We start from the raw sequence: 26,497 nt of genomic DNA, 5'->3' as shown, positions 1-26,497 counted from the left end.
GGTGGGCGGCGCCCTGCGCGGCCGGGTCACCCGCGCCGGCGGCCGCCAGGCCGCCCGCACCGGGGGACGGGTGGGCGGACGGCTGCTGGGCGCCGCCGCGCTCGTCGGCCTGCTGGTCTGGGACGTCTACGACCACAACGCCACCGAGGAGGAGCTGCGGCCCCAGCTGCGCGAGCGCCTGGCCGTCTATCTGGACGCCATGCGGGAGCGCATGCTGCGCGACTCGGCCAACGGCGTCCTGGCGCCCGTCCAGGAGGTGGAGACCAGCGTGCACCAGGAGCTCTCCCCGTCCTGAGCCGTTCGCCGTTTCCCCGCATTGGCGCGCCCCCGGCATAGGTGTGCAATGGGGCCTAGGCCCCTGCCCGGAGAGCGGCCATGGGCGCACCCCCCGACGCCATCCGCCTCTTCCTCTGCGGCGACGTCATGCCCGGACGCGGCATCGACCAGATCCTTGCCGCCAGCTGCCCGCCGCGCCTCTACGAGCCCTACATCACGGACGCCCGCGACTACGTGGAGCTGGCGGAGCGGGAGGCCGGGCCCATCCCGCGCGGGGTGGCGCCGGACTATGTGTGGGGGGACGCCCTGGGCTGGCTGGAGGCCTTCGCCCCGGACCGGCGCCTCATCAACCTGGAGACGGCGGTCACCCGCAGCGCGGACTACTGGCGGGGCAAGGGCATCAACTACCGCATGCACCCGGACAACGCGGCGCTGCTCCCCGCGGCGGGCACCGACGCCTGCGCCCTGGCCAACAACCACGTCCTGGATTGGGGCTACGCGGGCCTGGACGAGACCCTGGCCACGCTGGACCGGTTGGGGGTGGCGTCGGCGGGGGCGGGGGAGCGCCTGGCGGCCGCCCAGGCGCCGGTAGTCCTGGGGGTGCCGGGCAAGGGACGGGTGATCTTCCTCGCCATGGGTTCGGAGACCAGCGGCATACCGGCGGAGTGGGCCGCCACCGCCGAGCGGCCCGGGGTCTGGCTGCTGCCGGACCGCGCCGAGCGCGCCGTGGCCCAGGTGGCCGAGCAGGTGGCGGCCATCAAGGGCCCGGACGACGTGGTGGTGGCCTCCATCCACTGGGGCTCCAACTGGGGCTACCACGTGCCCACCGAGCAGCGCCACCTCGCCCACGCCCTCATCGACGAGGCCGCCGTGGACCTGGTCCACGGCCACTCCTCCCACCACGTCCGCCCCGTGGAGCGCTACCGCGACAAGCTGATCCTGTACGGCTGCGGCGACTTCCTCAACGACTACGAGGGCATCGGCGGGCACGCCCCCTTCCGCGACGACCTGTCCCTCATGTACTTCCCGGAGCTCGATCCGGCCACCGGGCGCCTCGTGCGGATGGCCATGCGGCCCATGCGGATCCACCGCTTCCGGACCGTGGACGCGGACCCCGAGGACGCCCAATGGCTGGCGGACCTCCTCACCTCCCTGGGCAAGGGGCTGGGCACGGCCGCCACCCGGGACGGGGCGGGGACCCTCCGTCTCACCGCGTCGTGAGGGTCAGTCCCGGGGGCGGTTGCCGAGGTCGACGATGGCGCATTCGGTCTTGCGGAAGGCCTCGCAGCCGCTGTCGCCCGGCGTGAAGTCGTAAGAGAAGGTCTTCTCCTGCAGGGCCCGCCAGTCCTCCTCGGGGTAGGCGGCGCGGGGCAGGTTGGGCCATGGGTCCTCCCGTGCGGAACCGGACTAGAACGTATATTCGGTCCCGACTCTGCTCCGGTCCGCCCCGCGGGTCAAGCGGGCCCGGCCGGGAACCGCTCCGGGAGAGAGGCAGGCTACAGGGGCCCGAAGAAGCGATGGACCCAGGCGCCCAGGAAGTGGGTGGTCACCACCACCGCCCCGGCCAGGGTCAGGTGCTCCAGCACCACCCGGGAGGGTGCGGCATGCCGGGACCGGGCGATCCAGTAGCTCAGGGCCGCGAGCAGCCCCAGCCCCCATACCACGCTGACCACGATGGACCCGGGCAGGGTCAGGAGCAGCACGGGCACCAGGAAGGTGGCGGCGATCACCAGCTTGACCACGAAGGTAGCCGCCGTGGCCATCCACAGCTCTCCGGTGAGGTAGATGTCCTCCGCCTCCCGGGAGACGTGGATGCCCATGGCGTCGGAGAGGGCATCGGCCACGGCGATGGTGAGGATGCCGCCGATCACCGCCAGCTCGGAATGGGTCCCCGCATGCAGGCCCACCACCAGGCCCAGGGTGGTGATCACCCCGGAGGTGAGTCCGAAATGAAGGCCGGTTTTGAGGCTCGGCTGCATCGGTCACCCCGCGGTTGCTTCCCCCATCCATACCATCCCCGCCCACGGAACGCCCGGGGGGTGCCCCCTTACCCGGCCATCCGGGCCGATCGGGGACGTTCCCGGCCTGTGGCGGGAGCGGTGGAAAAAATGGGACCATCCCGCGGTCGAAGGACGACAACGAGGAGGGGTGGGCTCATGAACATCGCGCTGATCGGCACGGGCCTGATGGGCGAGCCGTTGGCCCGGCGCCTGCTGGAGGCCGGACACCGGGTCACCGTGTGGAACCGCAGCCCGGAGAAGACCCGGGCGCTCGCGGAGGAAGGCGCGCGGGTGGCCCCCTACCCGCACGAGGCCCTGGAGGAGGCCGACTGGGTGGTGACCATGCTGGCCAACGCCGCCGCCATCCAGGGCGTCCTCCTCAACGAGCGGTCCCGCGCGGCGCTGGGGGGCCGCAAGGTGGTCAACATGGCCACCATCGCCCCCCACGAGGCGCGGAGCCTGCGCGAGCGGGTGGAGGAGGCCGGCGGCAGCTTCATGGAATGCACGGTGCTCGGCTCCATCCCCGAGGCCAAGAGCGGCAGCCTGATCCTCATGTTCGGCGGCACGGAGGCCCAGTTCGAGGAGGCCCGTCCCCTGCTCGACGCCTTCGGCCCCAAGCCCCAGCACATCGGCGAGGTGGGCCAGGCCGCCGCCCTGAAGCTGGCCATGAACCAGCTCATCGCCGGCTTGACCACTTCCTTCGCCCTCAGCCTCGGCCTGGTGCGCCGAGAGGGGCTCGAGGTGGAGCAGTTCATGGAGGTGCTGCGCGACAGCGCGCTCTACGCGCCCACCTTCGACAAGAAGCTGGGGCGCATGCTGGAGGGCGACTTCGACAACCCCAACTTCCCCGTGACCCATCTGCTCAAGGACGTCTACCTGATGGAGGACGCGGCGCGGAAGGACGGACTCGACTCCTCCCTCATGCAGACCATCGGCCGCATCCTGGAGAAGGCGGAGATGCAGGGATTTGAAAAGGCGGATTACTCCGCGCTGTACCGGATCATCGACCCGAACGGGGAGTGAAATGGAGGGAGCCCGGGGTCCCCGGGAACCGGTGGCCACCGCGGCCCCGGCCCTGGACCGGGCCGGTCCCGCGTGGTGCGCCCGGGATGGCCCGGGGGCCGGCCTTCAGCCCTTGGGGGCGTAGGAAGTGCACCAGCCGTTGGCGTTCACCTCGTCACCGCCGAAGATGGTGCAGGGACCCCACTCATCATCCTCGCCGGCCTGGTAGAACTGGCAGTTCTTGCAGAGCTGGCCTTCCTCGTACTTCTCGTGATCGACGTCCTCGACATCGTGCTTGTAATGCAGGGACTTCGCCTGCGAGCCCTCGGGGTCCACCCGGTCCGCGGCCCAGGCCTGCCGGTTGACCAGCGCCGCCGTAGCGGGCAGGGCGGCCACGGTCAGCACCGCGTTGCGGAGAAAGTGCCTGCGGCTTAACTTGCTTTCCGACATATTTCCCTCCTGGTTGGCGTAACTTGGCTGCGGCAAGCGGCTTCCCGCAGCCACCCTATACTTTTCCTTGTTGGGCGCCCGCGGTCAACCCTCGCTAACCCCTAAGCACTTTGTGTTTACTCCCATTTTGCCCGGAAGGGGAGCCACTCTTCCCCAACGGGACCGTCGCGAGTTGCCAGCCCCGGGCGGGCGGCCCACCCTGGGGAGATAGAGCCTCCGCCGGAAGGAGCGGCCATGCCCCCCATCCTCGGCCTGGACCGGCCCGAGCGGGACGCCGCGCGCTGGGCGGTCACCGCCGCCCATCTGGCCCCCGAAGAGCCCGCCGTTGCCGTGCTGGCCGAGCAGGCCGCCCTCGACGGGGCGGCCCGGGAGCGCATCCTGGAGCGCGGCCGGGCCCTGGTCGAGCGGGCCCGCGAGCAGCCCAACCCCCTCGACCGCTTCCTGCACGAGTACGACCTGAGCAACCGCGAGGGCGTGCTGCTCATGTGCCTGGCGGAGGGGCTGCTGCGCATCCCCGACCCCGAGACCGCGGACCGCCTCATCCACGACAAGCTGGGCAGCGCCGCCTGGGACCGCCACCTGGGCCACAGCGGGTCGCTGCTGGTGAACGCCTCCACCTGGGGCCTCATGCTCACCGGGCGCCTGGTGCGGCTGGGGGCCGGCCTGGACGAGGCCCCCAGCAGTCTGCTGGGCTCGCTGCTGAGCCGCAGCAGCGAGCCCGTGGTGCGCCAGGCCCTCAAGCGGGCCATGCACCTCCTCGCCCGCCAGTTCGTCATGGGCGAGCACATCGGCGAGGCCCTGCAGCGCGCCCGAACCGGCGACAACCGGCGCTTTCGCCATTCCTTCGACATGCTGGGCGAGGCGGCGGTCAGCGAGTCCGACGCCCAATGCTACATCACCGCCTACCGCCAGGCCATCTACGCCACCGGGGTGGTGGCGGGGCGGGAAGATTTCCTGCCGGCCCGGCCGGGGATCTCGGTGAAGCTGTCCGCCCTCCATCCGCGCTTCGTCTACACCCAGCGGCGCCGGGTGCGCGAGGAACTGGCCCCCCGGCTCGTCGACCTACTGGAGCGCGCCCGCACCGCCGGCATTCCCGTGACCGTGGACGCCGAGGAGGCGGAGCGCCTGGAGCCCACCCTGGACGTGCTGGAGATCGCCTTCCGCGACCCGGCCGTGGCCGACTGGGAGGGCACGGGCCTGGCGGTGCAGGCCTACCAGAAGCGGGCCCTGCCGGTGCTGGAATGGGTGGGGGAGCAGGCCGCGCGCCGCGGCGCCCGGATCCCGGTGCGGCTGGTGAAGGGGGCCTACTGGGACACGGAGCTCAAGCGGGCCCAGCAGGAGGGCCTGGCCGACTACCCGGTGTTCACCCACAAGTCCCACACCGACATCTCCTACCTGGCCTGCGCCCGCCGGCTGGCGGAGCTGGGCGAGGGCGTCTTCCCGCAGTTCGCCACCCACAACGCCCACACCATCGCCGCCGTGGCCGAGCTCATGGGCGAGCGGGACGACTACGAATTCCAGCGCCTGCACGGCATGGGCCGGGGGCTCTACAACGAGGTGGTGGACGGCTGGGGGCTGCCCTGCCGGGTCTACGCCCCGGTGGGCGGTCACCGCGAGCTGGTGCCCTACCTGGTACGGCGGCTGCTGGAGAACGGGGCCAACTCCTCCTTCCTCAACCGCATCGCCGACCAGGAGGCCGTCCCGGAGGAGGTCCTGGCGGACCCCGTGGAGACCTGGCGCGCCGGCCGCGCGGAGGGACCGGAGGTGCCCCGGCCCCGGGACCTGTTCGCCGAGCGCCAGAGCTCCGCGGGCCTGCCCCTGGACGACCCGGACGTGCTGGCGCAGCTGGACAGCGCCCTCCAGGCGGCCTTCGCGCGAGCCCCCTGGCGCGCGGCTCCCCGCATCAACGGCCAGCGGCGACCGGGCACCGACCGCACCCTGCGCTCCCCCGGCGACCACCGCCTGGTCACCGGCACCGTAGCCGAGGCGAGCCCGGACCAGGCCCGGGCCGGCATGGCCGGGGCGGCGGCCGCCTTCCCCCACTGGAGCCGCACCCCCGTGGAGGAGCGCGCCGCCATCCTGGAGCGGGCCGCCGACCGCATCGAGGCCGAGCGCGCCGGCCTCATGGCCCGCATCGTCCGGGAGGGCGGACGATGCATTCCCGACGCCCTGGCGGAGGTACGGGAGGCCGCCGACTTCTGCCGCTACTACGCCGTCACCGCGCGGAAGCAGCTCGCCGAGCGGCCCCTGCCGGGCCCCACGGGGGAGCGCAACGTCTTGCGCTGCGAGGGCCGGGGCGTGTTCCTCTGCGTCAGCCCCTGGAACTTCCCCGCCGCCATCTTCACCGGCCAGATCGCCGCCGCCCTGGCGGCGGGCAACAGCGTGGTGGCCAAGCCCGCCCGCGCCACCCCCCTCACCGCCATGCGCATCGTGGAGCTGCTGGCGGAGGCGGGGGTGCCGGACGGGGCGGTGCAGTTCCTGCCCGGCCCGAGCGGCGAGCTGGGGGCGGCGCTGCTGTCCGACCCGCGCCTGGCCGGGGTGGCCCTCACCGGCGGCACCGCCACCGCCCGCGCCATCCAGGGCGCCCTGGCCGCCCGCGACGGCCCGCTAGTGCCCCTCGTCGCGGAGACCGGGGGCGTCAACGCGCTGATCGTGGACAGCTCCGCCCTGCCGGAGCAGGTGGCGCGGGACGTGGTGCGCTCCGCCTTCAACAGCGCCGGGCAGCGCTGCTCCGCCCTGCGGGTGCTGTTCCTCCAGGAGGAGGTGGCCCCCGCCATGCTGGACGCCATCGCCGGGGCGGTGTGGGAGCTGCGGGTGGGGGACCCCGCCCGCCTGGACACGGACGTGGGGCCGGTGATCAGCGACGCCGCCCGCGCCGGCCTGGAGGAGCACGCCCGGCGGGTGAACAGTGGCGCCCGCCTGGTGGGCTGGGCGGAGCCCACCGGCCAGGCGCCGCCGGGGAGCTATTTCGAGCCGCGGGTCTACGAGCTTGCCGAGCCCGAGGACCTGCCCGACGAGGTGTTCGGCCCCATCCTGCACGTGGTCCGGTACCGCCCCGGGGAGCTGGATCGCGTCCTCGACGCCGTCAACGGCACCGGCTACGGCCTCACCCTGGGCGTCCACTCCCGGGTGGAGGAGACCGCCCGCCACATCGCCGAGCGGGCCAACGTCGGCAACGTCTACATCAACCGCGACATCATCGGCTCGGTGGTGGGGGTGCAGCCCTTCGGCGGCCGCGGCCTGTCGGGCACCGGCCCCAAGGCCGGCGGCCCCCACTACCTGACCCCCTTCCTCCACGAGAAGACCGTCACCGACAACATCGCCGCCGTGGGCGGCAACGCCACCCTGCTCGGCGGCCGGTACGGGTAGGGGATTCAACGATCCACTACTTGTGGGAGCGGTCCTCCAGACCGCGACGGTGCGGCCAGTATGGAGGGATTCGCGCCCTATTCGCCGTGCTGCACCAGATCCGCCATATCATGCACGCGGGCGATGATGGCCTCCCGGTGCGGGTCGTCGTGCTCCACCGCGCGCTCCACGTTGTCCAGCGCCTCGGTGAACACCTGCTCCAGCATGGAATGCTTGTTGTCGGCGTTGAGGATCAGCTGGGTGGCGAGACTGGCCAGCACCGCCCGGTGGGCGGCCAGCTCCTGGCGCAGCTCGTCCACGGCCTCGGGTTGGTTGCGGACTTCGGCCATGGCGGACTCCTTCGGATCGATCCCTTCCTACTGGTTGGGCCATAGGCGGGGCGGGGAGGTTGCATGCGGGGAGGCCCATTCGAGCCTGGAAGGAACGCGGGAAGCCGGCGGGCCGCCTGGCGCACCGGCCCCCTTCCTGGTGGAATAGGCCCTCCGCCCGAACCCAATCCAGGAGGCCAGCCATGGCGGACAACCGCGGCCAGATCGAGGCCCTCAACTACGCCGTCGCCCAGCTCTACACCACCCTGCTCATGGAGTCGGACACCCCGGAGGCCGACGCCCGGGACCTGCGGGAGCAATGGAACGAAGTCGAGGTTCCCGAGGGGGAGGAGGCCCAGGGGAATTTCTTCTGGGAGTTCCAGGAGGGCCTGGACCACCTCGGCTTCCTCATCCAGGGCCTGGTGGCGGAGGAGACCGGGGGCGAGGCGCCGAAGTCCTGAGGGCGCTCGCCTCGCCCGGAGGAAGGGGGCCGGGTCAGCCGGCGGCCTCCTCGGCCCGGAAACGCGGCTCCAGGGCCGGCAGGTCCACGCCCAGCAGGTGGAGGACCACCTCGGCGCCGGGCTGGGTGGTCTTGGGCAGGGTGACGTTGGTCTCCAGGGCCAGCTCAGGAATCAGCACCCGCCCCTTGGCCCCCTGGCGCTCCACCACCACGCCCTCGCCCTGCCACTCCCCGCGCTGCAGCAGGTACACCAGCTTGTAGTGCTGGTTGGAGAGGCGCTCCGAGCGCCGGAGGGCGCGGACCCGCTCGCCCACGCCGGCAATGCGCTGATCCAGGGTTTCCCGATCGGCGGGCCGGCCTCCGGTGATGTGGGCGCGCAGCTGCTGGTGGGCCACGAGGTCGTGGTAGCGGCGCAGGGGGCTGGTGGCCTGGGCGTAGGCGTGCAGGCCCAGGCCGCTATGGGGCTCGGGGGCCAGCTGCACCCGGGAGGGACGCATGAGCCGGCGCAGGGAATAGGCCCACAGCAGCCCCTCGCCCTCCGCTTCCCCCTTGGGCGGCTCCTGGGTAGCGAAGGGGATGGCGAGGTCCTCCGCCTGGGCGAACCGGGCCACCGCGTGGCCGGCCATGACCATGAGCTCGGTCACCAGCCGGCGGCTGGCCAGCTCCTGGATGGACCGGATGACCACCTCCCCCTCCACCAGGCGCACCACCACCTCGGGCAGTTGGAAGGCCACCGCGCCGTTGGCGTGGCGCCGCTCCCGGAAGCGGTCCGCCGCCTGCGCCAGGGCGGCCAGGGGGTCCTCCGCCATGCGCCCGTCGGCCTCCTCGTAGGAGAGGCGCGTCACCCGCACCCAGCTCGGCACCACCTCGATGTCGGCCAGCTCCCCGTCTTCCTCCACCCGGAAGCCCACGGAAAGGGCCGGGGAGGGGTCCGTTAGGCCCAGGCCCAGGCGCTCCACCGCCGCCGGGGGCAGCATGGTGCGCATGCCGTCGGGCAGGTAGAGGGTGGCCCCGCGCTCCCGGGCCTCCTCGTCCAGGGGCGATTCCGGCGGCGCCACGGCGCCCACGTCGGCCACGTGCACCCAGATCCGGTCGCCGTCCAGGCTGACGGCGTCGTCCGGGTCGGTGTTGCCGGCGTCGTCGATGGCCCAGGCGGCCAGATGGGTGAGGTCCCGGCGCTCCTCCCCGGCCAGGTCCGGCACCTCGCCCTCCGCGCAGGCCGCGGGGGCGTCCTGGCGGGCCGGGTGGGGGTTGGCGAGGTGGTCCCAGTAGCCGTTCTCCAGCAGCAGGCGATGCGCCTCCTCGGGGGTCTCCTCCCGGCCCAGCTCGCGCAGGATGAAGCTGGTGCGCGAGGTCCCCAGGGCGAGGCGCTCCACCTCGGCAAGGTCGGCCGCGTCCCTAGGCTCCATGGCCCCGGCGCCCAGCCGCTCCAGCAGCGCCTTGCGCTCCGCCGCCGCCTTCGCCTTGGTCTCCCGGCGCTCCCGCTCGGCGGCCACGGTGTCGGGATCGCGGGCCACCAGGGCGTCCGGCTCGCCCTCGAACAGCAGGCCGTCCGCCACGGCCCGCCAGCTCGACCAGGCCGTGGCCGGCGTGAACTCCCCGTAGGCCAGCTCCGCCAGGTCCGCCAGGGTCAGCGACTCCCCGGCGAAGGCCTCCCAGGCCTCCTCGATCTCCCCGGTCCCGGCGTCCAGGCCCCGCACATCGGCCACCGGCCCGGGATGCAGCACCGCCACGTCCTTGGGCCGCACCCGCTTGGTGCCGCCCTCCGCCAGCTGCAGGACGACCTTGTCCCCGTCCACGTCCTGGACGCGAGCGGGCTGCTGCTTGTAGAGAACCAGGTTTCCGGGGGTGGGGGAGGAAGGGTTCATGGAAACACCTGTTGGGGGGAACGTTCTTCGGGCCCGATCATCGGGTCCCTAGAGTGTACCTGTATGACCGCCTGTGCTCGACTCCGGGTACCGGGGTTCCGCTTCCGGATTAAAGTTGCGAAACCCTGGCCTGGGTTGACCGGAAAGGGCGCGGGCGGTACAAGCTTGTAACGATTGAAGATTACGGGGGGCGACGGCCGGAACAGTCCCTTTAAGCGCGGATCTCGCGTCTTTGCGAAACCGGTCCCCAGACCTTCGGGTAAACGGCAAGGTCTCAGGAGCGAGCCCGGCTGTTGCCGGGCTGGTCCTCGGGCTCACCCCTGGAACGCCCAGCCACCACACCCAAGTCCACAACCCAAGGAACAGGAGCGGCATGGACCGGGATCAGCTCACCGAGAAGTTCCGTGGACTGACTATCTGGAAGGCCAACGGCCAGCGGGCGCCGCACAAGCCCTTGCTGGTGCTTCTGGCCCTGGGCTGTCTGCAGCGGAAGGGGCAGCAGGAGCTGCCCTATGCCGAGATCGAGGGTCCCATGAAACAGCTCCTCGAGGACTTCGGCCCGCCTCGACAGACCTACCATCCCGAATACCCCTTCTTCCATCTCCAATCGGATGGCGTCTGGGAGCTGACAACTGAAGGCGGCATCCAGTTGCCGCTGGACCGCAAGCTACCCAACGCCGGGGTATTCCGAGAATACGGTGTGAAGGGCGGATTCCCCGAGCCGATTCTGGAGATCTTCCAGGAGGACCCGGAGGCCGTCCGGGTGGTGGCCGAACTGCTCTTAGGGGCCCATTTCCCAGCCACCTACCACGAGGATCTCCTCCAGTCCGTCGGCCTGGACCTGGAGATCGCCGGAACCGCGGAATCCACCACCCGGATCCGGGACCCCAAGTTCCGCCGGGAGGTGCTCCTCGCCTACGGCTACCGCTGCGCCGTTTGCGGGCTGAAGATCGAGATGCAGGACAAGACCGTGGCCATCGAGGCCGCCCACATCAAGTGGCACCAGGCCGGCGGCCCGGACCATACGGCCAACGGCTTGGCCCTGTGCACCCTGCACCACAAGCTGTTCGACGTGGGCGCTTTCACTCTGGACCCGGATTTGGTGTTGTCCGTCTCTAGCATGGCCCACGGCAACGAGGGGTTCCAGCGGTGGCTGCTCGATTTCAATGGCGACCGGATCCACAGGCCCGCCCTCTCCGAGCTCGCGCCGCAGCCGGATTTCCTGCAGTGGCATGTGCGGGAGGTGTTCAAAGGGAAGGGGCGATATGAACTGAATCTGAATTAGGCGGGACTTCTCACCAATACCTCGCCGTTTGCGGAAACAGCCAGCGAACCCCGCCCCGCGGATCCTCCGCATCCCCGGCGTACCGGGGCATCAAGTGGACGTGCAGATGGGGCACGGTCTGGCCCGCGGCCGGGCCGTCATTGATGCCGATGTTGAACCCATCCGGCTGGAAGTCTTGCTCCGCCAGCCCCTTGGCCGCGTCGAGGGCCGCGGCGATGGAGGCCCGCTCGGCGTCCGTGGTCTGGAAATAAGAGCCCACATGGCGCCGGGTGATAATGAGCATGTGCCCGGGCGTCACTGGAAACCCGTCGGCAACCACCCGGACATGATCGTCGGACCAGAGCACGCGGTCCGCGGCCAGCTCGCAAAAGGGGCAATCCTCAGGCACTGGGGTCCCACCTTTCCGAAGGGCTGGGGGCTTGCCGAAGCGGAGCCACCGCCACGGGAGAAGACCGGGCTCAGTCCTCCGGCGCCGGCTCGTAGATGATCTGGAACTTCTTCACCTTGTAGGTCTCGGTCAGCACCACCAGCCGGATGAGGGTGGGGCCGTCCTCCCATTCCGCCATGTACCCCTTGCCGCTGCTGTCCTTGCTCGCGGGCTCGCCGTAGGTCTGTGTGAGGGCGTCGCGCACCTCCTCGGTCAGCTTCAGGCCGCGGCTGAAGGGCATGCCCTCGGCGCGGGGCAGCTCCAGCACCACCCGGGCCAGGGCCCCGTCCAGGAAGTAGAAGCCCGCCTGGTAACGCTCGCCGGCGATCTCCACCTCGGGGATGCGGACCCGCTCCTTGCCCTGCTCGGGGCGCTTGGGCTGGTCGCCTTGGTCGGGGGCGAGGCCCTGGGCCTCGGGGAAGCGGGAAAGCACTTCGTCCCGGTTCATGCCGGTGGCGGCGTCCTCCCAGAGGGGCACCCCGGCGGGGACCGCCAGGGCGGCGGCGGGCAGGAACAGGGCGGAAAGCAAGAGAAGAGTGCGGATCACGGCGTTCTCCATCCTGGCCCCGGGCCGTCGCCCGGGCGCGGTTGGGCGGTTCGGGGAATCCTGGAGGCTGGGGATTCGGCCCCAGAGTCTAGTGGGGGCGGGAGTCGCCGTCCATGCTCCCGCCCATGGAGCAGACCCCATCCGGGCTGTGGCAGGCCGGGGCGGTATGTTGGGGTGGGAGGGTCGCCCGGGCCATGGGCGCGGGCCGGCAAACCTGCCAAGATCCGGATTCCCACTGGAACCGCACGGAGCATGCCCCATGGGCGACGAGGGAGCCGAGGACATCCGCCGCATCCTCTACGAGATCGCCGCCGAGCGGGGCGGCGGCAAGACCATCGACGCGCTGCGCGACGGCTACGCGGAGCTGCTTGAGGAGGTCCTGGAGGCGGCCCAGGATGACATCGGCCGGAGCGCGGCGGCCTCGGCCCTGCGGTCGGCCATGGTGCGGGCGGGGCTGGAGGAGTAGGCCTGGGGATGCGTTCCAAGGGTTTCGGAAGCGCCCGGGGTTGGGCCTCGGGGCCGGGGCTTCAGGGCTCCTCGCATTGGTCGCAGAAGGCCTGGGCGGCCTCGGAGAAGTCCTCCCCGTAGAACTTCTCGCCGTCCTCGCGCACGAAGCGGTTCCCCGCCATGCAGTAGGCGGACCAGCCCTTCCCGTCCTCTTGCTGGATCTTGCCCGCCTTGGATCCGTTTATGTACATGTCGTGGGAGCGCTCCCCGTCCAGGGGGGAATGACACATCCACGCCAGAACCGGCCCGGCCGGGGGCAGGAGCAAGGCCGCCGCCGTCAACAGCCTAGCCAGCATCTGCTTCCCCTTTTTGACTAAGGTGTTCCCTTCAAACCTATACCCGGTGTCCCTTACGGGCAACACCCCGCAACTTCCCCTGTGGGCGCCTTTTTGCCCCGCCGGGAATGGGGGTTTCCCGGCCCGGAAGGACGCCTTCCGGGCCCGTGGGCCTTGCGTCCAGGCGCAAGAGGCGCCGGAGCGGCCCGTTCCGCGCCTGTTTTCCAACGACCCGCCCCATCCTCCTGGGGATCTGGGACAATCCTATCGCCCCGCCCCAAGGAAGTTCCGCGCCCCCGGCATCGGCTCCCCGTAACCCTCCCGATGGACGCTGCCCGCCGGGTATGGCCCGTTGGGACTGGGGAACCATCAGCCAACGTCCCGGAGGAGCCCCATGGCCGGAGCGAGCGATTCCTTCCACGAGCCGCTGGAGCGGCTTTCGGAGCACACCCTGAACATGCACCGCGCCCTGGTCTCCCTCCAGGAGGAGCTGGAGGCGGTGGACTGGTACCAGCAGCGCGCGGAGGCCGCCCCGGACGAGGAGCTTGCCGGGGTCCTGCTGCACAACATGCGCGAGGAGGTGGAGCACGCCGCCATGGTGCTGGAGTGGCTGCGGCGCAACAGCGCCGATTTCGACAGCCATCTGCGCCAGTACCTGTTCACCGAGGGGTCCATCACGGAAGCCGAGGAGGGATCCGGCGGCGGCAACGCCCAATCCACCATTGGCCCCCTGAAAGGAGCGTGAGCCGTGCACTACCTGAACCGCGAGCAGGCCGCCCTTCCCCCGGACCTGTGGGAGGGCATCGACCAGGCGGCCCGGAGCGCCGCGCGGGAGCGCCTCACCGCTCGGCGCTTCCTGGACCTGGACGGCCCCTACGGCCTGGGGCTGACCTCCATCGAGGCGGGAACCGACGATTACTGCCGCACGCCGGAGGAGGGCGAGGCCGGGGCGGTGATGAGCAAGGCCATCTCCGTGCCCATGCTGCGCAAGAGCTGCCAGCTCTCCGTGCGCCGTATCCAGGCCTACCTGGACATGGGCCAGCTGCTGGACCTGTCTCCGGTGGAGGACGCCGCGGAGGCGGTGGCCGCCCGCGAGGAGGAGCTCGTCTACTACGGCCAGCCGGACTTCCACCTCTACGGTCTGATGAACGCCCCGCACCGCAACGAGGCCAAGCTCAGCGACTGGACCCAGAGCGACCAGGCCTTGAACGACCTCCTGGCGGCGGTGGAGAAGCTGGAGGGGTCCGGCTACCAAGGTCCTTACGCCCTGGTGGCGGACCCCACCCACTACAACAACCTGTTCCGCCGCTACGAGGGCACGGACATGCTCCAGCTCCAGCACCTGAAGAGCCTGTGCGAGCTGGGGGTGTTCAAGGCCCCCGTGCGCGGCGCGGCCGTGGTGGATGCGCACGTGGGCCGGCTGGTGCAGGGCCAGGACCTGATGGTGGGCTACGACTCCAACGACGGCATCCATTACCACCTGTTCGTCAACGAGAGCATCGTCCTGCAGCTCCAGGAGCCCGGGGCGGTGTGCACCCTGACCGCCTGAGCCTCCCCTCCCCGGGGCCTTGCCCGCCCTCCGGGCCCCGTTTTCCGGACACGCCCCCGATTTGACCCCGAACAGGTAGCCGGACACACCCGGTTGTCACCGGGTGTAAAGCGGACCAACGTGGACTTGTGTCCCATCGCCATTGCCACCCGGCCGAAGAGGGTGCGAGGGGGAGCCATGAAGGGGGAGCCTGCGCGTCTGGCTTTCATGCTTGGATGCCCCAAGCGTGCCGTCGCGGACAACGAGGAAGGGATCGTCGCCAATATGGACCACGCCCCGGAAGCCGCCGCCATCCGCACCCGACCCATCCGGCATGGGGATGTCTGGGAATATTCGGTGACGGGGTTCTTCGCCGGGGGGTTCCGGGTCCTGCCCGTGTCCGGGCGGCTCACCTACGCCGCGCTGGCCGGGGACGGAGAGGGGGAGGGCCTCGCCTTCGCCTACGCCTTGCACCTGACGGGCGGCGGACGGCCTTTCGCCGACCGCGGCGCCACCTACTTCCACCAGGAGGCGGACCGGTCCCTGGTGGAGCAGGGCACCGAGGCGGACGGCCGGCTGCGCCACGGGCCCGCGCGCTACCTGCCGGGCACCCCGTTCCCCGGCTACCGGGCGCAGCGGCGGCTGGAGTACGAAAGCGGCGCGGCGGAGGAAGGGACCATCGGCGTCATCGCCGCCCGCGCGCTGGAGACCGGGATGGGGGAGCACCCGGCGTTCAAGGTGGAGGACATCCATGAGCGGACGGAGGCGGACGGTGCGCGTGTGAAGTGCCACGACACCGGCTGGTTCGTGCCGGCGCTCGGCTTCTTCGCCCGGGGCACCGCCACCATCCGCATCTACGACCCCCGCGGGCGGTTCCGGGCCTTCCAGCTGCTGGGCTACGAGCTGGAGCGCGCCTACCCCGACCGGTGATGGGGGCGGCCCCGCCTATCCGTCGATGGCGTGGGCCCGGAGATCCGCCAGCCGCACCACCTCCAGGGCGTTCTCCTCGGTGGAGGCCAACCGCACCGGCGGCGCCTGCCCGGCCTCCAAGGCCTCCTGCCAGCGGGCCGCGCACAGGCACCAGCGGTCCCCCGGCTCCAGGCCCGGGAAGCCGAGCTCCGGCACCGGGCTGGCCAGGTCGTTGCCCCGGGCGGCGGTGTATTCCAGGAACTCCGCGGTCACCTCGGCGCACACCGAATGGTTGCCCAGGTCCTGGAGGCCCGTGTCGCAGCGGCCCGTGCGGTAGAAGCCCGCCGGCGGATCGATGCCGCAGGGCTCCAGCTCGTCGCCCAGGACGTTGCGCGCTTTCTGTTCGCTCATGGAATCCTCTTGGCTCCGCTTTTGGGGGCATCCTAGTCGCCCCGCGCGACCCCGCACAACCCGCAGGAATCCGCCGCGCCTTACCGAGGGCGCGCCTGGTCAGGGGGGCGGTGCGAATGGCTTCCCCCTGGAGGGTCTCAGCCTTCCACCGGCAGGGTGAGGTGAAAGGCGGCCCCCGGCCCCGGTCTGTTGGCCTCCACCCAGAGATCGCCCCCGTGGTTCCGCGCTACCGACCGGCAGATGGGGAGCCCCAGGCCGGTGCCCTCTTCCTTGGAGGTGAACAGGGGCTGGAACACCTCCTCCTCGAGACCGGGGGGGATGCCGGGGCCGTTGTCCCGGATCTCCACCTCCACCCGGGCGTTGCGCCATCGGGTGGTGACCCCTAGCAGGGCCTCGTCCCCCTGGTGCTCCCGGGCGGAATCCACGGCGTTGTTCACCAGGTTCAACAGGCATTCCTGCAGGGCGACGGGATCCCCGAATACCCGGGGCAGCTCGTCGGCCAGCTCCAGCTCTACACGGGGAGACGCCTCGCCACCGGCGGAATCCCTTCCCGGAAGCACCGAATGGAGGAGGGCGTTGATATCCGTGGGGCGGAATTCGGGGCGCTCCCCGCGCAGGTAGTGGCGGACATCGTCGATGATTCCTCTGGCCCGCTCGCCCTCGCTTCGGATCTGTTCCAGGCCGCCAGCCACCTCGTCGGTATCCGGCTCGTCCCGGCGCAGACGTCGCAGGCAGCCCTCCGCGTAGGAAGCGATGGCGGCCAGGGGCTGGTTGAGCTGATGGGCCAGGATGCGGCCCATCTCCCCCACCGCCGACGCCCGCCGTTGCCGCTCACCCTCCAGCAGCTTGCGCTCCGTGATGTCGGAGAAGGTGGCCACGAAATGGGCCACCTGCCCACTTTCGTTCCGCACGGCGGTGACGGTCTCCAATTGGGGATAGAGGCTGCCGTCCTTGCGGCGGTTCCAGATCTCTCCCTCCCAGTGGCCATGGGCCTCCAGGGTCTCCCGGAGGTTCCGATAGAAGTCCTCGCCGTGGACCCCGGATTGCAACAGCTCCGGGGTCCGGCCCAGCACCTCCTCGGCCCGGTAGCCGGTGATGTCACAGAACGTCTGGTTGACGCGCAGGATCCGCCCCTCGGGGTCGGTAATCATCACCGCGTTCCCGCTGCGGAACACCTCCGCCAGCAGGCACAGCTCCTCCAGCAGCTCGTGGTACTCGGTAACGTCCTCCACCAGCCCCAGGAACCAGGGCCCCTTGTCGCCGAACCAGCCCGGAAGGGCGGATGCGGCCAGCCGACCCCACACCACGTCCCCGTCCCCGGTCACGTAGCGCTTTTCCTGGCCATAGCCATCCCGCTCCCCGGAGACCAGCTCCTCGAAGGCCTGGCGGCCAGCCTCGCGATCCCTCGGATGGGTAAATTCCAGGAAGCTCTTGCCGTACAGCTCCGCCGCCGGGCATCCCAGCATGCGCTCCAGGGCCGGGTTGGCCGCCCGGATCCGCCCCTCGGGGTCGGCCACCCCGATGCCCAGGGCGGCCCGCTCGAAGATGGTCCGGAATCGTTCCTCGCTCGCCTCCAGGGCCGCCTCGGTCTGCTTCTTTTCCGTGACGTCGCGATAGAACCAGGCCCGGCCCCAATAGGTTCCCCGCTCGTCCCGGACCCCGCGGGAATGGCGCTCCAGGACCCGGCCGTCCTTGAGGCGGACCTCCACCCCGGTCTCCGGCTCCTCCAAGGCGTCGTACAACCGGAGGATCTCCCCGCGGAAAGCGTCCGGATCCGCCACCCGGTCCAGCACGGCCTGTATGGCGGCGAGGCCCTCCCCGCTTTCCATGACCGGCCGGGGGATGTCCCACATCTCCAGGAACCGCTGGTTCCAGGCCAGCATCCGGTTGTTCCAATCGGCCACCAGGATGCCGTCGGGAGACGTCTCCAACTGCGCCTCCAACAGGGCGTTGGTGAACAGCAGCTGCTCTTCCGAGTGACCCGCCTGATCCTTGCCTCGCACTACCGACCTCTTTCGGGGTGGGGATACATCCCCGGAGTAAACCTGCCTATTCCCTCAGAGATCCTTCCCCGGGCAAAGGTTCAGCGGCACGGGAAACGGATACTCCCGGCGCGTTACCGGGCAAGGCCCTCCACAGGCGCCGGGGGCATCCCCACCAGCCCGCCGACCCCGCACAAACAAAGGATTAAAAATACACGACTGTTTTTCAATGGTTTTTACTTGATCAAAGGGTGGGCAGGGCCCGATCAGGCCCATCCAATAGGGGTCGGAAGACCTTCCCTCCACATAGTTTTCCACAGGATAGGTGGAAAACTCCCTACCAGGGATAGGGGGGAACCCGAGAGGGTCTCAGTAAGCCCCCGCCCCTTCTTGGGCCACCTGCTTGTTGGCCTTGTCCAGGGCAAGCAGGGCCCGGGCGATGTGGGCGCGCCGCTCGGCGTCGAAGCGCAGCTCCAGGCGCTTCTCCAGGCCCGCGTTGCGGTAGGCGTTGCGGAAATCGGCGAACAGGGCGCGCACCACCAGAAGGTAGTGGGGCCAGCGGAACAGCAGTCCGGGGTCCTCGTCCGCCGTGCCGACGGGGAGGGCGTTGATGATGCGCCGCACGAACACCGGGTAGGGTTCGGCAGGCTCGGCGAACATGGGGGCGAGCTCGGCGGCGAAGCCGTTGGCCAGGTCCCGGGCGCGGGGGTCGCGGGCCAGGCGCACCCAGAGGCCCTCGCTGCCCCCCTCGGCGACGATCTCCTCGCACACCTCCCGGGCGCGCCGCCGGTATTCCTCCAGCAGCGCGGTGCCGGCCAAGTCCTCCAGGGCCCGGAACAGGCCCGGCAGGAGCCGGCGGGAGATGCGCGGCCCCTCGGGATCGTTGGGACCGGGTGGGCCGTCCGTCAGAAAGGCCTCGAAGCGCGCCACCAGAATCCGCTCGAACAGGAGCTGCCGGCGGTTCGACAGCATGCCCGTGCTGCCCATGGAGGAGAGGCAGTCTGGGCCCTTGAGGAAGGACAGCTCGTCCATGAAGGCGTTGGTGAGGCGGGCGATGTCCTCGGGGTCCAGGCGCCGGTCCGGCTGCTCCATGGCCGCTTCCTCCAGGCGGTTGCGCAGCATCTGCACGGCCTGGTCCGCCGTCTCGCAGCTGCTCAACGAAGGACAGTTGTCCGGAGGACAAAGCTGCTTGATCGGATAGTAGGAATGGCTCACGGCAACTTCCAGCCAGGACACAAGGGAACCGGAAGCCACAACTATACCGGAAAACCACCCCGTTCTGGACAGTCCCAAACGAGGTTTTGGTACATGCGGCGCAGTCCCATCCGGACACCCGTACCGGGTAGGCCCGTAGAGGATGCCCCCCGGCCCAGTCCACAACCCGGCCAGCGCTGTCAAGGGCCGCGGGGAGCCCGGCCACGCAAGGACTTACGAGTAAGTTACTGTTTTTAAAGAATCTGTTTTGATTAAAGATTAGGCAGGACGTCTTTCGTCCCCTTTCTCCTGGGAACCGACCCCTTTCTTCCACAAGGTTTTCCACAGGCTGCGTGGAAAACTTCGCAAAGGGCCTAGGGGGTTTCCCCAATCCCGTCAGGAATCGGCCCTACTCGGGAAGGCCCTTCGCCGGACCCCTTACCTGGACAGATTCTGGACAGACCGCCGGACACCCCGCCCGGGTCCGGCTAGGGCAGGATGTCCAGGGACGCGCCCGCCCCGCCTTGCCCCGTGGTGTAAAAGGTCTCCAGTACCCGGATCAGGGCGCCGTGGTCCAGGGCCCCCGCGCTCTCCCGCAGGGAGTGCATGGCCCACATGGGGTTGCCCACGTCCATCGTGCGCAGGCCGAGACGCGCCGCCATCATGGGGCCGATGGTGGAGCCGCAGGGCAGATCGTTGCGGTGGATGTAGCGCTGGTAGGGAACGCCGCTCGCCTCGCAAAGGTGGGCGAAGAAGGCCTCGCCCAGCTCGTCGGTTGCGTAGCGCTGGGCGGCGTTGATCTTGATCACCGGGCCCTCGTTGACCTTCACGGGGTGCTGGGGCTCGTGGTGGCCGGGGTAGTGGGGATGGGTGGCGTGGGCCATGTCCGCGGACAGAAGCCAGCTGCGCGCCAGGGCCGACCGGTAGCCGCCCTCGCTCAGCTCCAGCTCCTCGGCGATGCGCGCCAGGACGCTCTCCAGGAAGTTGCCGGCGGCCCCCTTGTAGGACTCGCTGCCCACCTCCTCGTGGTCGAACAGCGCCGCCACGGCCACGCCGGCATCGGCGGTCTCCTCCGGCAGCGCGGCCAGCGCGGCGTGGCAGGAGGCCAGATTGTCCAGCTGGCTGTCGGCGAGGAACTCGTTGTCCGGGCCCCAGAAGGCGCCGGGCTGGGTATCCGCCACCGCCAGGCCCCAGGAGACCAGGTCCTCCGCTTTCACCCCCGCCTGCTCCGCCAGCAGCCGGCGGAACTGCCGCTCCGGCGGCAGCTCCTCGGACAGGGCGCTCAGGAACAGGGGCAGCTGCTCCTGGTAGTCGAGCTTGAGCCCCTCCTTGTTCACCTCCCGGTTCATGTGGATGGCGAGGTTGGGCAGGCGAACCAGGGGCCGGCCGAAGCTCACCAGCACGGGCGACACGCCGGTCTCGGCGTCCCTGTCCCGCACGAAGACCCGGCCCGCCAGGGTCAGGTCGCGATCGGTGAAGGTGGCCAGGATGGGGCCGCCGTAGATCTCGGTGCCCAGGGCCGCCAGGGGGCCCTTGGCGAAGGCCGCGTTGGGCTTGACCCGGAAGCCGGGGGAGTCGGTGTGGGCCCCGACGATGCGGAACCCGGCGTCCTCCAGGGCGGCGTTGCCGATGCGGAAGGCGATGAGGCTGGAGTCGTCCCGGACCACGTAGTAGGCCCGCCCCGGGAGCAGGTCCCAGGTCTCCTCCTCCCGCAGCCGCCGGTAGCCCCGGCGGTCCAGCGTCTCCATGGCGTTGGCCACGGCGTGCCAGGGGCTGGGGCTGGCGTCGATGTAGTCCAGGAGGTCCTGGGCGGTCTGGCGGCGGTCCTGCTCGTTCATGCGCTGCGCCTTCTTGCGGGGAAAAGCCCCATCCTACCGAACCGGGCGCCAAGGGGAGGAGTCCCCCGGCAGGAATCCGTCGCGACGGCCTCGGATGGGCAACGGCCTCGCGGCCACTGGCCGCTCCCACAAGCTCTGCTCCCCGACGGGCGATGGCCGCGATTTCCGGCCACGCGGGTTCGGCCGGTGCGTGGGGAATGGGGGATGTGGGAGCGGCTACCAGCCGCGACTCGTCCCAGGGGCCCATTGGTCGCGGTCACGGACCGCTCCCACAGCGGCCCAAGGAAGGGAAGCCGGGCGGCGGATGCAGCCCCTGTCGCCACCCCGTACAATTGGCCGTCCCTGCAAACCGACGAATCCAATGCGCATCGACGAATTCGATTTCCAGCTTCCGGAGGACCGCATCGCCCAGCATCCCGCCCGCCCGGCGGACGCCGCGCGCCTGCTGGAGGTGCGGCCCGACGGCCTCGGCGATTACGGGGTCCGCGACCTGCCCCGGCTGCTGCGGCCCGGGGACCTGCTGGTGTTCAACGACACCCAGGTGATCCCGGCGCGCCTGGTGGGCCACCGCGACGCGGTGCGGGTGGAGCTGACCCTGCACAAGCCGCTGGGCGGGCCGCGCTGGGCCGCCTTCGCGCGCCCGGCCAAGCGGCTCCGGCCCGGCCAGACGGTGCGCATCGCCGAGGGCTTCGCCGCCGAGGTGGCCGAGAAGCGCGACGGCGGCGAGGTGGTGCTGGCATTCGACCGCGACGGCGCGGCGCTCATGGCCGCCCTGGACGCCCATGGCCACATGCCCCTGCCGCCCTATATCCGCGGCGGCGAGGACGAAGCGGCCGACCGCGCCGACTACCAGACCCGCTTCGCCGCCAAGCCCGGGGCGGTGGCGGCCCCCACCGCCGCGCTGCACTTCACCGACCGGCTCATGGCGGAGCTGGAAGCCGCCGGCATCGACTGGACCACCGTCACCCTGCACGTAGGCGCGGGCACCTTCCTGCCAGTGAAGGTGGAGGATACGAAGGACCACGTCATGCACGCCGAGTACGGGGTGGTGGAGGCGGCCACGGCGGAGCGGATCAACGCCGTGCGCGAGGCGGGCGGGCGCATCGTGCCGGTGGGCACCACCAGCCTGCGCCTGCTGGAGACCGCCGCCGGCGCGGACGGCGTGCTTTGGCCCTGGAGCGGCGAGACGGACATCTTCATCACTCCGGGCTACCGCTTCCGGGCCGCGGACCTCATGGTCACCAACTTCCACCTGCCCAAATCCACCCTGCTCATGCTGGTGGCCGCCTTCTCCGGCCTGGAGCGGATCAAGGCCGCCTACGCGCACGCGGTGGAGGCCGGGTACCGGTTCTACTCCTACGGGGACGCGTGCCTGCTGCATCCAGGAGAAGATTGAACCGCCAAGGACGCCAAGGCCGGCAAACAAGAAAAAATGGGCCACCCGGCCGGATCAGGAAGGCGGGTTGTGGGAGCGGCTATCAGCCGCGACTTGCTTGAGCGGCCATTTGTCGCGGCCAATGGCCGCTCCCACAGAACCCATAACCAACATATCGTAGTTTCCGCCTTTTTTTTTCTTGGCGTACTTGGCGTGCTTGGCGGCTCACCGAAGTCGTCGTTTTCGCCTTTTTGAGGGATCTCCGTGACCGAAACCCCCGACTTCCAATTCGAGCTCCTCGCCACCGACGGCGCCGCCCGGCGCGGCCGGGTGCACACCGGGCGCGGCCCCATCGACACCCCCGCCTTCATGCCCGTGGGTACCGCCGGCACAGTGAAGGGCATGCTGCCCGAGCAGGTGGCGGCCACCGGGGCGCAGATCCTACTCGGCAACGCCTACCACCTCATGCTGCGCCCGGGCGCGGAGCGGGTGGCGGAGTTCGGCGGCCTGCACCGGTTCATGAACTGGGACGGCCCCATCCTCACCGACTCCGGCGGCTACCAGGTGCTGTCGCTCACCGGCCTGCGCAAGCTCGACGAGAACGGCGTCACCTTCCGCAGCCACATCGACGGCAGCTACTGGGAGATGACCCCGGAGTCCTCGGTGGAGATCCAGCGCCTGCTCGACGCCGACATCACCATGGTCTTCGACGAATGTCCGCCCTATCCCTGCGAGGCGGACGAGGCCAAGCGCTCCCTGGACCTGACCCTGCGCTGGGCGGAGCGCTCCAAGGCCGCCTTCGAGAACCGGCCCGGCTACGGGCTGTTCGGCATCGTGCAGGGCGGCGTACACGACCACCTGCGCGAGGAATCGGCGCGGCGGCTGGTGGAGATGGGCTTCCACGGCTACGCGGTGGGCGGCCTGGCGGTGGGCGAGCCGGCGGCGGAGCGCAACCACACGCTGGAGGTAACCACGCCGGTGCTGCCCGCGGACAGGCCGCGCTACCTGATGGGCGTGGGCAAGCCGGTGGACCTGGTGGACGCCGTGGAGCGCGGCATCGACATGTTCGACTGCGTGCTGCCCACCCGCTCCGGCCGCCGGGGGCTGGCCTTCACCTGGGACGGCGACCTCAAGCTCACCAACGCCCGCTTCCGCGACGACCACGAGCCCCTGGACCCGCGCTCCAGCTGCCCCGCCTCCCGCGACTACTCCAAGGGCTACCTCCACCACCTGTTCCGCTCCGGCGAGCTGCTGGGGTGGGTGCTGCTCACCTGGCACAACCTGCACTTCTATCAGGAGCTCATGGCCGCCATGCGGGGCGCCGTGGAGGAGGGCCGGTTCGAGGAGTTCGCCGCTGGATTCCGGGAGCGGCAGGGGTAGGCCAGGGGATGCCGCTTCAGCGGTGGTATTCGCCCTTGGGCTCGGGCTGGTAGAGCACTTCCTCCACCTCGAGGTGGAGGGTCTGGCCGGTGGGCGAAGGCCAGTCGATGTGCTGGCCCTGGGAAAGCCCCAGCAGGGCGCTTCCGGCCGGGGCGAGCACGGAGACGCGGCCGGCGCCGGCGTCGGCGTCGCGGGGGTAGACGAGGGTGTACTCCTGGACCCGGCCGTCGTCCTGGGCGCGCACCCGCACCGTGGAGTTCATGGTCACCACCCCTTGCGGGACCTCCTCGGGATCCACGATCTTGGCCCGGTTCAGCTCGCCGATGAGGCGGTCGAGGCCGGGCTGGTCGTCGTAGGCGCCGCTGTCGAGGAGCCGCTCGATGCGCTCCACGTCGAGGCTCGAGAGGATGATGGGGGGTTGCGATGCCATGGGAGGCCTCCCTGGTAGGGGCCCGGCGTCCCGCCGGGCAGGGGTACGGTGCCGGACGAAGCAAACCAATATCCCGCCCCGCGCCGCCGGCCGGCGAGGGGCCTTATTGAGCCACTATAGGCCGCTACCAGCTCCGGGGGAATATCCGCGTCGGCCGGGCGCCCGGGAGCCGGTTGCGGCCGGTCCGCCCGCCACCCATAGTGGCAGGGGAGGCACGCGATTCGGTCGCGGCAAAGGAGCGCCCCGCCTTGTCCCACGCACGCCTGCTCATCACCTGCAGCGATCGGCCGGGCATCGTGGCCGCCGTATCCGGGTTCCTGACCCAGTACGGGGGCAATATCACCGCCCTCGACCAGCACACCACCGACCCGGACCAGGGCTGCTTCTTCATGCGGGTGGCCTTCCGCAGCCCCGATGTGGAGCCGCCGGGCAACTGGCTGCGGGCGGAATTCCGCCGGGAGGTGGCCGAACCCTTCGAAATGGACTGGCACCTCTCCTTCGCCGCCGAGCACAAGCGCATGGCGATCCTGGTCTCCCAGCCCGACCACGCCCTGCTGGAGCTGCTGTGGCGCTGGTCGCGGGAGGAGCTTCCGGCGGAGGTCGTGGGGGTCATCAGCAACCACCCCGACCACCGCGAGGCGGTGGAGGCCTTCGGCCTGCCCTACCGCCACATCCCCGTGGAGCAGGGAGCCCAGGACGAAGCCGAGGCGGCCATGCTCGACCAGCTGGGGGAATGGGGGGCGGAGCTGGTGGTGCTGGCCCGCTACATGCGGATCCTGTCGCCGGGGTTCGTGGCCCGCCACCCCAGCCGGATCATCAACATCCACCACTCCTTCCTGCCCGCCTTCGCCGGCTCCGACCCCTACCGCCAGGCCTTCGAGCGGGGGGTGAAGCTCATCGGCGCCACCGCCCACTACGCCACCAGCGAGCTGGACGCCGGGCCGGTGATCGAGCAGGACGTCATCCGCGTCTCCCACCGCGACGGCGTGGCCGACCTGCGCGAGCGCGGCCGCGAGGTGGAGCGCAGCGTCCTGGCCCGGGCGGTGCGCTGGCACCTGGAGGACCGCGTCGCCGTGTGGGGCAACCGCACGGTGGTGTTCGGGACCTGACTATCCGGGGCCCCGCAATGGCAAAGGGAGGGGAACCATGCCCATCGGCGCGGTAAGCGCGGCCCTGGGACTGGCGCGGCCACCGGCGGTGGAGGTGCCCCCGCCGCCGCAGGTGCCGCAGGAGCCGGCGGCCCTGCAGCGCTACATCGAAGAGCGGGAGGGGGCGGTGCCGGACCTCCGGTCCCACTTGGCCAAGACCATCCGCTGGGCGAACCCCGCGCGCCCCGCGCGGGCGCCCGTCGCCATCGTCTACCTGCACGGCTTCGCCGGGTCCCACCGCGAGCTGGTGCCGGTGTGCGAGCGTCTCGCGGCGGAATGGGAGGCCAACATCTTCCATACCCGGCTCGCCGGGCACGGCCGCGACGGCGCGGCCCTCGCCGAGGTGGGAACGGCGGACTGGCTGGCCGATGCCCGGGAGGCCCTGGCGGTGGGGAAGCGGCTGGGGGAGCGGGTCGTGGTGGTGGGCACCTCCACCGGCGGGACCCTGGCCACCTGGCTGGCGGCCGCCGTGGACCCGCCGGAGGTGGCCGCCTACGTCCTGGTCTCCCCCAACTTCGGCCCCCGCCACCCCCTGGCGGAGCTCCTGCTGCTGCCGGGCGCCGAGTGGTGGTCGCCGTGGATCCACGGCGCCACCCACCGCTTCACCCCGGCCACCGAGGAGCACGCCCGCCTGGTCACGCCGGCTTTCCCCACCCCGGCCCTGGTGCCCATGATGCGCCTGGTGGGCCTGGTGCGGGCCCTGGACCTGGGGCGTGCGTGCCGGCCCACCCAGGCGCTGTACTGCCCCGGGGACCGGGTGGTCGCGCCCTCGGCCATCCGCGCCGCCTACCGCCGGCTGGGGGCCGCCCGCAAGGAGCTGGTGCCCGTCGAGGAGCCCGAGGACCCAGCCCGCCACACCCTCGCCGGGGACCTGCTGAGCCCCGCCACCACCCCCGAGGTGCTGGCGGCCATCCGCGGCTTCGTCGGGCCGGTGCTGGCCGGGGAGGCCCTGGCGGAGGCCTGAGGGGCGGTCATGCGCCGGGATCGGCGCCCCGGGCCCAACCAATCGGGAGGAGACCTTGCCCATCACCCCCATCGACCACCAGCGGGTCGCCCGCCTGAGCGACGCCGCCCAGGGGCGGGAGCGGCTGCGGGCCAACGACAACCTGCACCCGGAGCTGGCCGACCCGGTGCAGCGCATGCTCAACGCCCTCGAGCCGGGGACCTACGTGCGCCCCCATCGCCACGACGATCCCCCCAAGTGGGAGCTGTTCCTGGCGCTTTCGGGCGCGGCGGCCTGCCTCACCTTCGACGAGGCCGGCACCGTCACGGAGCGCTGCGAGATCCGCGCCGGCGGGCCGCTGTACGGGGTGGAGATCCCCGCCGGGGCGTGGCACAGCGTGGCCGCCCTGGAGCCGGCCACGGTGCTGTTCGAGATCAAGCCGGGCCCCTACGCCCCGCTCGCCGACAAGGACTTCGCGTCCTGGGCCCCGGCGGAGGGCGAGGCCGGGGCGGCGGCCTTCGAGGAGTGGCTGCGCCACGCGCCGGCGGGTGCGGCCCCACCGAGGATCGCCGCGGGGGAATGAGC

27 protein-coding genes are annotated in these 26,497 nt (G+C 70.9%); 15 read left to right on the top strand and 12 right to left on the bottom strand.

The genetic code is table 11. The features are described 5' to 3' along the window. Together ACLFRB_RS03700 and ACLFRB_RS03695 are read left to right on the top strand one after the other, a co-directional pair. On the top strand, positions 1-295 hold a 295-nt coding region (locus ACLFRB_RS03700; protein WP_411067652.1), incomplete at its 5' end, for a hypothetical protein. 80 nt (positions 296-375) lie between these two features. Next, the gene (locus tag ACLFRB_RS03695) at positions 376-1,497 is read left to right on the top strand and encodes a CapA family protein (protein WP_411067651.1); all 1,122 of its coding nucleotides are present in this window, start codon (positions 376-378) and stop codon (positions 1,495-1,497) included. A gap of 275 nt (positions 1,498-1,772) precedes the next feature. On the opposite strand, the gene ACLFRB_RS03690 is transcribed toward ACLFRB_RS03695, so the two are convergent. Continuing rightward, positions 1,773-2,255 carry a hypothetical protein gene (locus ACLFRB_RS03690; RefSeq protein WP_411067650.1) on the bottom strand — a complete coding sequence of 161 codons (483 nt, stop codon included), beginning with the start codon at positions 2,253-2,255 and terminating at the stop codon, positions 1,773-1,775. Positions 2,256-2,432: 177 nt separating this feature from the next. On the opposite strand from ACLFRB_RS03690, the gene ACLFRB_RS03685 reads away from it, so the two are divergent. Beyond that, positions 2,433-3,299, top strand: a complete 867-nt coding sequence (locus ACLFRB_RS03685) for an NAD(P)-dependent oxidoreductase (protein ID WP_411067649.1) — start codon at positions 2,433-2,435, stop codon at positions 3,297-3,299. A gap of 105 nt (positions 3,300-3,404) precedes the next feature. Here the strand turns inward: ACLFRB_RS03685 and ACLFRB_RS03680 are convergent, their stop codons facing one another. Further along, positions 3,405-3,728: a high-potential iron-sulfur protein gene (locus tag ACLFRB_RS03680; protein WP_411067648.1), complete on the bottom strand. Its 324-nt coding sequence runs from the start codon at positions 3,726-3,728 to the stop codon at positions 3,405-3,407. A 234-nt stretch (positions 3,729-3,962) separates the two neighbouring features. Between ACLFRB_RS03680 and putA the strand changes: the two genes are divergently transcribed. Further along, positions 3,963-7,097 (top strand): bifunctional proline dehydrogenase/L-glutamate gamma-semialdehyde dehydrogenase PutA, encoded by a 3,135-nt coding sequence (putA, locus tag ACLFRB_RS03675; protein WP_411067647.1) that lies wholly within the window; start codon positions 3,963-3,965, stop codon positions 7,095-7,097. Positions 7,098-7,174: 77 nt separating this feature from the next. Here putA and ACLFRB_RS03670 read toward each other — a convergent pair whose 3' ends face one another. Beyond that, positions 7,175-7,426: a hypothetical protein gene (locus ACLFRB_RS03670; RefSeq protein WP_411067646.1), complete on the bottom strand. Its 252-nt coding sequence runs from the start codon at positions 7,424-7,426 to the stop codon at positions 7,175-7,177. A 182-nt stretch (positions 7,427-7,608) separates the two neighbouring features. Here ACLFRB_RS03670 and ACLFRB_RS03665 point away from each other — a divergent pair, with 182 nt between their 5' ends. After that, positions 7,609-7,866: a hypothetical protein gene (locus ACLFRB_RS03665; protein WP_411067645.1), complete on the top strand. Its 258-nt coding sequence runs from the start codon at positions 7,609-7,611 to the stop codon at positions 7,864-7,866. A gap of 34 nt (positions 7,867-7,900) precedes the next feature. Here the strand turns inward: ACLFRB_RS03665 and ACLFRB_RS03660 are convergent, their stop codons facing one another. Continuing rightward, positions 7,901-9,733, bottom strand: a complete 1,833-nt coding sequence (locus tag ACLFRB_RS03660; RefSeq protein ID WP_411067644.1) for an RNB domain-containing ribonuclease — start codon at positions 9,731-9,733, stop codon at positions 7,901-7,903. Between the two features lie 373 nt (positions 9,734-10,106). Here ACLFRB_RS03660 and ACLFRB_RS03655 point away from each other — a divergent pair, with 373 nt between their 5' ends. Beyond that, the gene (locus tag ACLFRB_RS03655; RefSeq protein WP_411067643.1) at positions 10,107-11,018 is read left to right on the top strand and encodes a phosphorothioated DNA-binding restriction endonuclease; all 912 of its coding nucleotides are present in this window, start codon (positions 10,107-10,109) and stop codon (positions 11,016-11,018) included. Positions 11,019-11,028: 10 nt separating this feature from the next. Here ACLFRB_RS03655 and ACLFRB_RS03650 read toward each other — a convergent pair whose 3' ends face one another. After that, positions 11,029-11,406: an HIT family protein gene (locus tag ACLFRB_RS03650; protein WP_411067642.1), complete on the bottom strand. Its 378-nt coding sequence runs from the start codon at positions 11,404-11,406 to the stop codon at positions 11,029-11,031. A gap of 70 nt (positions 11,407-11,476) precedes the next feature. Next, on the bottom strand, positions 11,477-11,992 hold the full coding sequence (locus ACLFRB_RS03645; protein ID WP_411067641.1) for a hypothetical protein: 516 nt from the start codon (positions 11,990-11,992) through the stop codon (positions 11,477-11,479). Positions 11,993-12,251: 259 nt separating this feature from the next. Between ACLFRB_RS03645 and ACLFRB_RS03640 the strand changes: the two genes are divergently transcribed. Then, positions 12,252-12,458 carry a hypothetical protein gene (locus ACLFRB_RS03640; protein WP_054965119.1) on the top strand — a complete coding sequence of 69 codons (207 nt, stop codon included), beginning with the start codon at positions 12,252-12,254 and terminating at the stop codon, positions 12,456-12,458. Positions 12,459-12,519: 61 nt separating this feature from the next. Here ACLFRB_RS03640 and ACLFRB_RS03635 read toward each other — a convergent pair whose 3' ends face one another. Continuing rightward, entirely contained in the window at positions 12,520-12,795 is a 276-nt protein-coding gene (locus ACLFRB_RS03635; protein WP_411067640.1) for a hypothetical protein, read from the bottom strand. A 373-nt stretch (positions 12,796-13,168) separates the two neighbouring features. Between ACLFRB_RS03635 and ACLFRB_RS03630 the strand changes: the two genes are divergently transcribed. The 3 genes from ACLFRB_RS03630 (at position 13,169) to ACLFRB_RS03620 (ending at position 15,232) form a co-directional block, all read left to right on the top strand. Continuing rightward, a complete protein-coding gene (locus ACLFRB_RS03630) occupies positions 13,169-13,519 on the top strand; it encodes an encapsulin-associated ferritin-like protein (RefSeq protein ID WP_411067639.1) in 351 nt (116 codons plus the stop codon). A gap of 3 nt (positions 13,520-13,522) precedes the next feature. After that, entirely contained in the window at positions 13,523-14,323 is an 801-nt protein-coding gene (locus ACLFRB_RS03625; RefSeq protein ID WP_411067638.1) for a family 1 encapsulin nanocompartment shell protein, read from the top strand. 177 nt (positions 14,324-14,500) lie between these two features. Next, on the top strand, positions 14,501-15,232 hold the full coding sequence (locus ACLFRB_RS03620; protein WP_411067637.1) for a hypothetical protein: 732 nt from the start codon (positions 14,501-14,503) through the stop codon (positions 15,230-15,232). A gap of 15 nt (positions 15,233-15,247) precedes the next feature. On the opposite strand, the gene ACLFRB_RS03615 is transcribed toward ACLFRB_RS03620, so the two are convergent. The 4 genes from ACLFRB_RS03615 to ACLFRB_RS03600 form a co-directional block, all read right to left on the bottom strand. Next, positions 15,248-15,622, bottom strand: coding sequence for a DUF2237 family protein (locus ACLFRB_RS03615; RefSeq protein ID WP_411067636.1), 375 nt, complete (start codon positions 15,620-15,622; stop codon positions 15,248-15,250). A 137-nt stretch (positions 15,623-15,759) separates the two neighbouring features. After that, entirely contained in the window at positions 15,760-17,625 is a 1,866-nt protein-coding gene (locus ACLFRB_RS03610) for a PAS domain S-box protein (protein WP_411067635.1), read from the bottom strand. Positions 17,626-17,973: 348 nt separating this feature from the next. Next, positions 17,974-18,819: a hypothetical protein gene (locus ACLFRB_RS03605; protein ID WP_411067634.1), complete on the bottom strand. Its 846-nt coding sequence runs from the start codon at positions 18,817-18,819 to the stop codon at positions 17,974-17,976. Between the two features lie 467 nt (positions 18,820-19,286). Next, positions 19,287-20,636, bottom strand: a complete 1,350-nt coding sequence (locus ACLFRB_RS03600) for a M18 family aminopeptidase (protein WP_411067633.1) — start codon at positions 20,634-20,636, stop codon at positions 19,287-19,289. A gap of 361 nt (positions 20,637-20,997) precedes the next feature. Between ACLFRB_RS03600 and queA the strand changes: the two genes are divergently transcribed. Both queA and tgt read left to right on the top strand, forming a co-directional pair. Then, on the top strand, positions 20,998-22,032 hold the full coding sequence (queA, locus tag ACLFRB_RS03595; RefSeq protein WP_411067632.1) for a tRNA preQ1(34) S-adenosylmethionine ribosyltransferase-isomerase QueA: 1,035 nt from the start codon (positions 20,998-21,000) through the stop codon (positions 22,030-22,032). Between the two features lie 237 nt (positions 22,033-22,269). Then, a complete protein-coding gene (gene tgt, locus ACLFRB_RS03590) occupies positions 22,270-23,391 on the top strand; it encodes a tRNA guanosine(34) transglycosylase Tgt (protein WP_411067653.1) in 1,122 nt (373 codons plus the stop codon). Between the two features lie 16 nt (positions 23,392-23,407). On the opposite strand, the gene rnk is transcribed toward tgt, so the two are convergent. Next, positions 23,408-23,821 (bottom strand): nucleoside diphosphate kinase regulator, encoded by a 414-nt coding sequence (gene rnk / locus ACLFRB_RS03585; RefSeq protein ID WP_411067631.1) that lies wholly within the window; start codon positions 23,819-23,821, stop codon positions 23,408-23,410. Positions 23,822-24,069: 248 nt separating this feature from the next. On the opposite strand from rnk, the gene purU reads away from it, so the two are divergent. The 3 genes from purU to ACLFRB_RS03570 are packed head-to-tail and all read left to right on the top strand — an operon-like array spanning position 24,070 to position 26,495. Next, positions 24,070-24,930 (top strand): formyltetrahydrofolate deformylase, encoded by an 861-nt coding sequence (gene purU / locus ACLFRB_RS03580; RefSeq protein ID WP_411067630.1) that lies wholly within the window; start codon positions 24,070-24,072, stop codon positions 24,928-24,930. A 37-nt stretch (positions 24,931-24,967) separates the two neighbouring features. After that, positions 24,968-25,933 carry an alpha/beta hydrolase gene (locus ACLFRB_RS03575; protein WP_411067629.1) on the top strand — a complete coding sequence of 322 codons (966 nt, stop codon included), beginning with the start codon at positions 24,968-24,970 and terminating at the stop codon, positions 25,931-25,933. 55 nt (positions 25,934-25,988) lie between these two features. Continuing rightward, positions 25,989-26,495, top strand: coding sequence for a WbuC family cupin fold metalloprotein (locus ACLFRB_RS03570; protein WP_411067628.1), 507 nt, complete (start codon positions 25,989-25,991; stop codon positions 26,493-26,495). The last annotated feature ends 2 nt before the right edge of the window (positions 26,496-26,497 follow it).

This window comes from Thiohalorhabdus sp., assembly GCF_046545655.1.
Taxonomy (GTDB): domain Bacteria; phylum Pseudomonadota; class Gammaproteobacteria; order Thiohalorhabdales; family Thiohalorhabdaceae; genus Thiohalorhabdus.
Note: the sequence above shows the minus strand (reverse complement) of the source record. Positions and strands in the feature narration are given on the sequence as shown.

Bases quoted from the DNA above. Each gene is read 5' to 3' on its own strand.
- ACLFRB_RS03695 (WP_411067651.1), top strand. From the start codon at position 376: ATGGGCGCACCCCCCGACGCCATCCGCCTCTTCCTCTGCGGCGACGTC.
- ACLFRB_RS03690 (WP_411067650.1), bottom strand. From the start codon at position 2,255: ATGCAGCCGAGCCTCAAAACCGGCCTTCATTTCGGACTCACCTCCGGG.
- ACLFRB_RS03685 (WP_411067649.1), top strand. From the start codon at position 2,433: ATGAACATCGCGCTGATCGGCACGGGCCTGATGGGCGAGCCGTTGGCC.
- ACLFRB_RS03680 (WP_411067648.1), bottom strand. From the start codon at position 3,728: ATGTCGGAAAGCAAGTTAAGCCGCAGGCACTTTCTCCGCAACGCGGTG.
- putA (WP_411067647.1), top strand. From the start codon at position 3,963: ATGCCCCCCATCCTCGGCCTGGACCGGCCCGAGCGGGACGCCGCGCGC.
- ACLFRB_RS03670 (WP_411067646.1), bottom strand. From the start codon at position 7,426: ATGGCCGAAGTCCGCAACCAACCCGAGGCCGTGGACGAGCTGCGCCAG.
- ACLFRB_RS03665 (WP_411067645.1), top strand. From the start codon at position 7,609: ATGGCGGACAACCGCGGCCAGATCGAGGCCCTCAACTACGCCGTCGCC.
- ACLFRB_RS03660 (WP_411067644.1), bottom strand. From the start codon at position 9,733: ATGAACCCTTCCTCCCCCACCCCCGGAAACCTGGTTCTCTACAAGCAG.
- ACLFRB_RS03655 (WP_411067643.1), top strand. From the start codon at position 10,107: ATGGACCGGGATCAGCTCACCGAGAAGTTCCGTGGACTGACTATCTGG.
- ACLFRB_RS03640 (WP_054965119.1), top strand. From the start codon at position 12,252: ATGGGCGACGAGGGAGCCGAGGACATCCGCCGCATCCTCTACGAGATC.
- ACLFRB_RS03635 (WP_411067640.1), bottom strand. From the start codon at position 12,795: ATGCTGGCTAGGCTGTTGACGGCGGCGGCCTTGCTCCTGCCCCCGGCC.
- ACLFRB_RS03630 (WP_411067639.1), top strand. From the start codon at position 13,169: ATGGCCGGAGCGAGCGATTCCTTCCACGAGCCGCTGGAGCGGCTTTCG.
- ACLFRB_RS03620 (WP_411067637.1), top strand. From the start codon at position 14,501: ATGAAGGGGGAGCCTGCGCGTCTGGCTTTCATGCTTGGATGCCCCAAG.
- ACLFRB_RS03615 (WP_411067636.1), bottom strand. From the start codon at position 15,622: ATGAGCGAACAGAAAGCGCGCAACGTCCTGGGCGACGAGCTGGAGCCC.
- ACLFRB_RS03600 (WP_411067633.1), bottom strand. From the start codon at position 20,636: ATGAACGAGCAGGACCGCCGCCAGACCGCCCAGGACCTCCTGGACTAC.
- queA (WP_411067632.1), top strand. From the start codon at position 20,998: ATGCGCATCGACGAATTCGATTTCCAGCTTCCGGAGGACCGCATCGCC.
- rnk (WP_411067631.1), bottom strand. From the start codon at position 23,821: ATGGCATCGCAACCCCCCATCATCCTCTCGAGCCTCGACGTGGAGCGC.
- ACLFRB_RS03575 (WP_411067629.1), top strand. From the start codon at position 24,968: ATGCCCATCGGCGCGGTAAGCGCGGCCCTGGGACTGGCGCGGCCACCG.